General features: G+C 52.9%; 9 protein-coding genes. All 9 read left to right on the forward strand.

Annotation, left to right across the window (positions count from 1 at the left end):
• The first annotated feature begins 16 nt into the window (after positions 1-16).
• Positions 17-835 carry a protein-glutamate O-methyltransferase CheR gene (locus tag J7L64_06310; protein ID MCD6451955.1) on the forward strand — a complete coding sequence of 273 codons (819 nt, stop codon included), beginning with the start codon at positions 17-19 and terminating at the stop codon, positions 833-835.
• Between the two features lie 20 nt (positions 836-855).
• Positions 856-1,338 carry a chemotaxis protein CheD gene (locus J7L64_06315; protein ID MCD6451956.1) on the forward strand — a complete coding sequence of 161 codons (483 nt, stop codon included), beginning with the start codon at positions 856-858 and terminating at the stop codon, positions 1,336-1,338.
• Positions 1,335-2,408: a chemotaxis response regulator protein-glutamate methylesterase gene (locus J7L64_06320; protein MCD6451957.1), complete on the forward strand. Its 1,074-nt coding sequence runs from the start codon at positions 1,335-1,337 to the stop codon at positions 2,406-2,408. Before J7L64_06315 ends, J7L64_06320 begins: the two co-directional genes overlap by 4 nt.
• Positions 2,401-2,946, forward strand: a complete 546-nt coding sequence (locus J7L64_06325) for a purine-binding chemotaxis protein CheW (protein MCD6451958.1) — start codon at positions 2,401-2,403, stop codon at positions 2,944-2,946. Before J7L64_06320 ends, J7L64_06325 begins: the two co-directional genes overlap by 8 nt.
• A complete protein-coding gene (locus J7L64_06330) occupies positions 2,927-3,382 on the forward strand; it encodes a chemotaxis protein CheW (protein ID MCD6451959.1) in 456 nt (151 codons plus the stop codon). Before J7L64_06325 ends, J7L64_06330 begins: the two co-directional genes overlap by 20 nt.
• A 31-nt stretch (positions 3,383-3,413) precedes the next feature.
• Positions 3,414-3,776, forward strand: a complete 363-nt coding sequence (locus tag J7L64_06335; protein MCD6451960.1) for a response regulator — start codon at positions 3,414-3,416, stop codon at positions 3,774-3,776.
• 19 nt (positions 3,777-3,795) lie between these two features.
• Complete coding sequence (locus J7L64_06340; GenBank protein MCD6451961.1) at positions 3,796-5,745, forward strand: chemotaxis protein CheA; 1,950 nt, start codon at positions 3,796-3,798, stop codon at positions 5,743-5,745.
• Positions 5,746-5,759: 14 nt separating this feature from the next.
• Positions 5,760-6,386 (forward strand): chemotaxis protein CheC, encoded by a 627-nt coding sequence (locus J7L64_06345; protein ID MCD6451962.1) that lies wholly within the window; start codon positions 5,760-5,762, stop codon positions 6,384-6,386.
• A partial coding sequence (locus J7L64_06350) for an Hpt domain-containing protein (GenBank protein ID MCD6451963.1) occupies positions 6,387-7,668 on the forward strand: 1,282 nt, incomplete at its 3' end.

Genomic DNA, 7,668 nt, shown 5'->3' on the forward strand with positions numbered 1-7,668 from the left:
ATGACCTTTGCGAGTGATGAAGGTGGTGGTTGATGAGGCTGGTTTTGCCGAACTTAAGGAGAGGATCCGAAGGTATATCGGGTTCAATTGCAACCTTTATAAGCCAAAGTGCTTGAAGAGGCGGATAGCCACCAGGCTTCGGGCAAGAGGGGTGAGAAGCTACCGGGAGTATGCAGCGCTTCTTGCTAAGGAACCGGCAGAGCTTCCTCTATTGGAGGAGGCGCTTACTATTAATGTTTCCAAGTTCTTCCGCAACTATGAGCTTTTTTCCCTCCTTGAGCGGGAGGTTTTCCCAAGACTTGGGGCTTTAGCGGAGGAGAGGAAGCTACCCCGCCTTTTTTTCTGGAGTGCTGGTTCCGCTACCGGAGAGGAGCCATATACTTTGGCGATAATGGCCAAGGAGCTATTGCCTAAGAAGATCGATGTCAGGATTTTGGGCACTGATATAAGCAAGAAGAGCCTTGAGGCGGCGAGAAGGGGTATATACCCCCCAGCGAGTCTGGATGAGACGCCGGAGAGGATAAAGGAAAAGTATTTTGTTTTTGAGGAGGGACGCTATCATCTTGCTCCGGAGATAAAGGAGATGGTTACCTTCCGTAAGCTCGATCTTCTTGCCGATCCTTATCCTCAGAGGGTAGATTTGATCCTATGTAGAAATGTACTTATCTACCTTACCAAAGAGGCACAGGATATCATCCTCTCTGGCTTCTTCGGTAGCCTTGTTCCCCGGGGGGTGCTCGTTCTGGGAAAGGTGGAGGCGCTCTCTGGGGAGGCGCGTAAGCTTTTCTCCCCTATAGATGTTCGGGAACGGGTTTATAGCCGTCCTTTTAGGTAGATAGCGAGGAGGGGTAATTGATGGAGAAGCTCGTAGTAGGGATTGGTAATTATGGTATAGCGAAGAAGAAACCTCCATTGGTCGCTTATGGTCTTGGCTCCTGTGTGGCGGTCATTATGTATGATGAAGAAAAAGGGATAGGGGGGATGGCACATATTATGCTCCCCAACGGCAATCTCAATTCGGCGAAGAAGCATCCCTACCGTTTCCCTGAAACCGCTATCCCTAAGTTGTTAGCCGAGCTCCTCGATGGAGGGGCAAGGAGGGAGAAATTGAGGGCGAAGTTGGTCGGTGGAGCCAATATGTTCTCGCTCCTTGCCTCAAAGGAATCCCAAGAGATAGGAAAAAGAAACATCGAAGCCTGTAGGCGGGTTCTTTCAGAGCTGGGGATACCCATCGTGGGAGAGGATGTGGGCGGAGATTATGGGAGAACGGTGTTTTTCTTCCCTGAGGGAGGGAGGGTTCTTGTCCGTTCCTTTAAGGTAGGTGAGAAGGAGATATGAGTGGCAGGAAGATAAGGGTATTGGTGGTGGATGATTCCCCGTTTATGCGGGAGCTTATATCCGACATCATAAATTCAACCTCTGATCTCGAGGTGGTAGGGAGGGCAGCGAACGGTAAAGCTGCTTTGGAGAAGATGGCGGAGCTTGCTCCCGATGTGATCACCCTGGATGTAGAGATGCCGGTCCTCGATGGTTTGTCCACCCTCTCTCGACTGATGAGACGCCATCCTCTTCCGGTGATAATGCTCTCCGCCTATACCACTGAGGGGGCTCGGGCTACCATCCGGGCGTTGGAGCTCGGTGCGGTCGATTTTATAGCCAAGCCATCAGGAGAGGTCTCATTCGATCTGGAGAAGATAAGGGACGAGATCATCACCAAGATAAGATTGGCAGCTGGGGTGGAGGCGATAAAGATCCACCCGCTTGAGAAGAAGAAAGAGAAAGAGCTCTCCCCTGGAGCAAGAAAGGGTGGTTTCTTCGGTATCGGTATCGCCGCTTCTACTGGGGGTCCTCAGGCGTTATTGAATCTTCTCCCCACCTTTCCTAAGGATCTCCCGGGGGCTTTGTTCATCGTCCAGCATATGCCTTCTGGTTTCACCCGGCAGTTTGCCGAACGGCTTGACGCGGTTTGTAAGTTGAAGATCAAAGAGGCGGAGGACGGGGAGGAGATCCATCCGGGTTATGGTTATGTGGCTCCGGGAGGGTATCATCTTTTGATCGAAAGGGATGGAGAGAGAAGTTTTCTCCGCTATTCTTCAGAGCCTCCCCTTTGGGGGGTGAGGCCAGCAGCGGATCATCTGTTTACCTCTTTGGCGAAGGCTTTTGGGGTTAGTGCCATCGGGGTAGTTCTCACCGGTATGGGTCGTGATGGAGCTGCTGGTCTTCTTGCCATAAAGGAGAAAGGGGGGATGACCATCGCTCAGAGCCGGGATTCCGCTCTCATCTTCGGTATGCCCCGATCAGCGATTGAACTTGGTGCTGTCTCCCATATTCTTTCCCTCGACGAGATAGATAGTGCAATCCTCAGGCATCTCGGCTATGGGGTGAGAAGGGAGGCTGCTGGTGGCTGAGCGAGGGATAAAGGGCGAGATTGCTCTTCTTTGTTATCGAGTGGGGAAGCAGGAATTCGCTGTTCCTCTCTCTGAGGTGGCTCGTATTCTTCCCTTGCTTCCTGTGGCAAATATCCCTCATACCCCGGAGTTTCTCGAAGGGGTGGTGGAGTACGATGGCATTCTCATTCCGGTGATCGATTTGAGAAAGAGGTTTGGGCTAGGAGAGGGAGGAGCTGCAGAGGAGGCTCGGATCGTGGTGGTGAGGATCAATGGGGAGAAGGTGGGGATGGTAGTTGATGAGGCTAAGGATATGGTTCAGATCAAGTCTTCGGAGGTAAAGAAGCCTCCTACCATCTTCCCAGGGCTTGATGCCCCTTACCTCACTGGTGTGGTTAAGCGGGGAGAGAGGTATCTCGTTCTTCTCGATCTCCGCCGGGTGCTTACCACCGAGGAGAGATTGGAACTCTTCGGTTTAGAGGGGCTTCTTTCTGGAGAGGAGCCTCTGAGGAAGAAGAGGAGGAGAAAGGGAGAGAAAGGTGGTCGAGCAAAGAAGTGATTTGATGATGAGGCTCCTTGCGGGAGGGGAGCAGTTTATGGTGGAGAGTCATTTTGTTCAAGAGGTTATCTCCTTTGAGAGGGTATATCGTGTCCCTGGCACTCCTCCCTATCTTGCTGGACTGGCTAATTTTCGAGGAACGGTACTTCCTTTGGCGAAACTCTCGGTTCTGCTTGGGCTTCTCGCCGGTGCTTCAAGGATGGGCTTGGTTATCTCCTTAGCGGGGCTTCAGCTTGGGCTTCTCGTCGAAGATGTCCTTGATGTGATTCCCTCCTATAAAATTGTGCATGAAGAGAAGGCGAAGCTTCCTGAAGAGGTGAAGCCAGAGTTCATCAAAGGGGCGGTCAGGGTTTCAGGGGAGCTTCTTTTCCTTCTTGATCTTCCAGCTATTATCGGGGAGGTCTTCCCCGGTTCCTTAGCAAGCAAGGGGGCGTAGCCATTTTAAGACATAATTAGCGAGGTGAGAGATGGGGAAAAGGGTTTTAATTGTTGATGATGCGATGTTTACCCGCACCTTGATCTCGGATATTTTAGCCAAAGCCGGCTACGAGATCGCGGGAGAGGCGGGGAGTGGTGTCGAGGCGATCGAGAAATACAAGGAGCTTTCACCCGATGTAGTGATAATGGACCTTATTATGCCCGATATGGGAGGGATAGAGGCGATAAAGAAGATAATAGCAGAGGACCCCAAGGCGAATATCATCGTTTGCAGTGCGATGGGACAGCAGGCGTTGGTTGTTGAGGCGATCGAAGCAGGAGCAAAGGATTTCATTGTGAAGCCCTTCCAGCCAGCGCAGATCCTCGACACCCTCTCCAAGGTGGTCAAATAGACAGAGCGGGTAGGAGGGGATGGATATCTCCAAGTATCGAAAGCTGTTTTTTGAGGAGACGAGGGAGCATCTCTTAGCCCTGAACAACCTTCTTCTCGATCTGGAGAAGGACCCAGGGAGGAGGGATAATATCTCCGAGATCTTCCGCCTGGTGCACACCATCAAGGGAATGGCGGGGACGATGGGTTATCAGCCGATCGTCCAGCTCACCCATGAGCTGGAGAGTCTCCTTCTTCTCCTCAGAGAAGGAAGAGCCGATCCCACCCCGGAGATCGTGGAGATGCTCTTTACCGGTTTCGACCTTCTCCAAGCGCTGGTCGAGGCAGAGGCTAAGGGGAAAAAGGCTCCCGATATCAGCAGTTTCCTCTCTCGACTTACCCCTCTCATTGAGGGGTTGACTCGAGAAAGGGAGGAAGGAACCGCTGCCCCTGATTCTGTTAGGAGTTATGAAGCAGTTCCTTCTAAGGCGAAGGAGAGGAGGGTCTTTCAGGTCTCGGTCCGCATCTCTCCCAAGGCTCCGCTTAAAGGGGCGAGGGCAGGGGTGGTGATCACCCGCCTTAAGTCGGTTGGTGAGATAGTAAGCTCCTCTCATCCCCTCCCCGAGCTTATGAAGGGGGGGTTCGACCTTTCCTTCGAGATCGTCATCGCTACCGGTTCCCAAAAGGGCGAAATAGAAGAGGTTCTCTCCACCGTGCCCGAGTTGGATGAGGTTCGGGTGGTTGAAGTGCTCCCTGAAGAGCCTTCTACCGAAGAGAGAGCTGAAGAAGAGAAAGAGGCTGGTTTCCTTCCCTTCTTCCATGAGGAGACCACTTCCATAAGGGTGGATATGAGCCGGTTGGACAGCCTGCTGAACCTGGTTGGTGAGCTTACCATCGCCCAAGGGAGGATCAGCAGGTTGGCGAGGGAGCGGGGTCTTTCCGAGCTTGAGGAAGCGGTGGTTCATCTGAGCCGGCTTACCTCTTCCATCAGGGAGGAGGTGATGGAGGCACGGATGGTTCCTGTTGCTCAGGTGTTCGATCTCTTCCCCCGATTCATCAGAGAGGCTTCCCGAGCTATGGGCAAGGAGGTGCAGTTGGTGCTCGAGGGTCGAGAGATGGAGCTGGACCGGATGCTTCTGGACAGGATCACCGAGCCGTTGGTCCATTTGATGCGGAATGCGTTAAGCCATGGGATAGAGCCACCGGAGGAACGGTTAAAAAGGGGAAAGCCAAGGGAAGGGACGGTTAAGCTTTCTGCGGAGAGAAGGAGGAACTTCTTCCACATTGAGGTGGCAGATGATGGAAGGGGGATTGATGTTAACCAGGTGGGAGAGGTTGCCCTTAAACTGGGGTTGGTTAGTGAGGAGGAGCTTGCCGGGATGAGCGAGAAGGAGCGACTTATGCTCATCGTCAAGCCCGGTTTCTCCACCTTGACCGAGGCTACTGAGGTCTCTGGTCGTGGTGTGGGTCTCGATGTAGTTATGAAGCAGGTGAGGTCCCTTGGAGGGGATTTCCTGATAAAGAGCGAATTGGGAAAGGGGACGAGTTTCACCATTATTCTTCCTCTTACCTTGGCTATTACCCGGGTTCTTCCGATAACGATAGGGGGTGAGAATTACCTTATTCCCCTCTCCTATATCGAAGAGATGGTAGAGCGTTCTGATGTAGATATAAAGAGGACCAAGGGACGGGATTTCCTATCCCACCGGGGGGAGTTGGTTCCCCTGCTCGAGCTTAGGGAGCTCCTCGGTATCCCCCCGGCTGGCAGTGATGATGGAGGGTTCATCCTGATAGTCGGTGCCGAAGGGAGAAAGGGAGCCTTTTCCATCGATTCCTTTGGCTCCCAGGAGGAGGTGATGGTCAAGCCGTTGCCTCCACTAAGGACCGCTCTTCCCTGTTTTTGCGGAACCACCATATTGGGGGGAGGGGAGGTTGTCCTTCTCTTCGATGTGATGGAATTAATATCGTTAGCAGTTTCCCCCCAGAAATGAATAAGGAGGGTTAGATGAAGGATAAATTTAGTCCCACCCACCTCGATGCGATCAGGGAAGTCGCCTCCATTGGTGCTGGTCATGCCGCTACCGCTCTTTATAACCTCGCTAAGCGGAAGATAATGATCGAGGTTCCCCAGGTGGGTTTTTATACTGTGGAGCATATAGTAGAGGCAATTGGCAATCCTGAGGAGGTGGAGACAGCGGTTATCTTTATCCTAAATGGCGGTATCGATGGAGCGGCGATGTTTATGCTTCCCTACCGCTCTGCTTTAAGGATGGTTAACCTGCTGGCTAAGAAGGAAGAGAGTCCCAATTTTGATGATGAGATAAACATCTCCCTATTGAAAGAGGTGGGTAACATCGTGGTTTCCTCCTGTCTTACTGGCCTCGGCGATTTTCTCCGCCTGAGGGTGCTCCCCTCCATCCCGATGTTGGTGGTGGACCAGGCAGCTGCCATCCTTACCTCGACCTATATCAGTTTTTTGAAAGAGGACGATACCTTCCTCCTTATAAAGACCAAGTTCGAGATGCAGGGGGAGAGTTCCCCATTTTTCGCTTACCTTATCCTTATCCCCCAGAAGGCTTCCCTTGAGGTCTTGGTGAATAAGCTCGAGGAGATCGTGGGCAAAGGGTTGTAGATGGGAGAGGAGAAGAGGGGGGATAGGTCCTTTTTTCTTGAGGGGGAAGAGATCCTTGACCGTCTGCTCTCCCTCCTTTCCCAGTGGGAGAAGGGAGTTTCTCCTTCTCTCCTCTCAAAGATAATTGAGGAGCTCTTTCGTGAACTTCATACACTGAAGGGGACAGCAGGGAGCCATGGGTTTGCCGAGATAAGTGACCTCTGCCACTTGATGGAAAGGCTTATCGCCCTTGCTCGGGGAAGGATCGAAGCACTGGATGAGGGGGTTCGCTCTCTCATCCTCGATGGGGTGAATGTCCTCTCTCGGATGTTCGAGGGGGCTTCTAAAGGCAAGGTGGTGGAGGAGGGCGACCTTCCCCAGCGGATCTCCGCCAAGATAAAGAAGCTAAAGAAGATCAAGCCCAATACCTCCTCCCTTTCTCAAATAGATGAGCGGATCATTTCTCCCCTTACTGAAGGAGAGAGGATAAGGCTTTCCACTGAGCTTTCTCGGGGCAGGCTCCTTTTCCGGGCGCGATATGAGTTCCCTCAAAAGAGATTGCGGAGTTTCCTTACCTTGGTCGAGGAGAGGGTGGTTTCTCCCCTCGTTAAGATAGCTCTGGTGCCAAGTGCGCTGACCGGGGGGAGGATGGCGGTGGAGCTCTTCCTCTCCGCCCCTTCCGAGTATTCAGTAGAAAAGCTGGCAAAGGAGCTTTCCCTTGGGGGAAAGGCCCCTTCTGAACTCCTTCCCCTGATCCCTGGAAAAAGGGAGCCCATATTTCGAGGAGCCCCAAGGACAATACGAGTGGAGATCGCCCGACTTGACGAGCTTCTCAATCGGCTGGGCGAGCTGATGGTGGAGAAGGAGAAGCTTCGCGACCGATTCTCCGCCCTCATCAAGAAGGTTGGCTTTACCCAAGAGGTGAGGGAGATGGAGCAAGTTCTCCTCCGACTTGAGCGGAGGGTCTCCTCCCTCTTCGACCAGATGGTGACCGCGAGGATGATACCCATCTCGCAGATATTTGCCAAGTTGAAACGGCAGGCAGGAGCGATCGCCTCCCAGCTCAATAAGAGGGTGGAGGTGGCTATTAAAGGAGGAGAGACCGAGGTGGACGGGGTGCTCATCGAGCGCCTCTCTGATCCTTTAATCCACCTCATAAGGAACGCCATCGATCATGGGATCGAGGAGGGAGAGGAGAGGAGGAAGCGGGGCAAGCCGGAGAGGGGGAGGATTACCCTATCCGCGGAGCCCAAGGGGGGAAAGATCATCATCGAGGTGGCAGATGATGGGAGGGGGATCGATC

This window comes from Acidobacteriota bacterium, assembly GCA_021161905.1.
Lineage (GTDB): Bacteria > Acidobacteriota > B3-B38 > Guanabaribacteriales > JAGGZT01 > JAGGZT01.

Coding starts and splice junctions, on each gene's coding strand:
- J7L64_06340 (MCD6451961.1), top strand. CDS start 3,796: ATGGATATCTCCAAGTATCGAAAGCTGTTTTTTGAGGAGACGAGGGAG.
- J7L64_06315 (MCD6451956.1), top strand. CDS start 856: ATGGAGAAGCTCGTAGTAGGGATTGGTAATTATGGTATAGCGAAGAAG.
- J7L64_06345 (MCD6451962.1), top strand. CDS start 5,760: ATGAAGGATAAATTTAGTCCCACCCACCTCGATGCGATCAGGGAAGTC.
- J7L64_06310 (MCD6451955.1), top strand. CDS start 17: ATGAAGGTGGTGGTTGATGAGGCTGGTTTTGCCGAACTTAAGGAGAGG.
- J7L64_06335 (MCD6451960.1), top strand. CDS start 3,414: ATGGGGAAAAGGGTTTTAATTGTTGATGATGCGATGTTTACCCGCACC.
- J7L64_06320 (MCD6451957.1), top strand. CDS start 1,335: ATGAGTGGCAGGAAGATAAGGGTATTGGTGGTGGATGATTCCCCGTTT.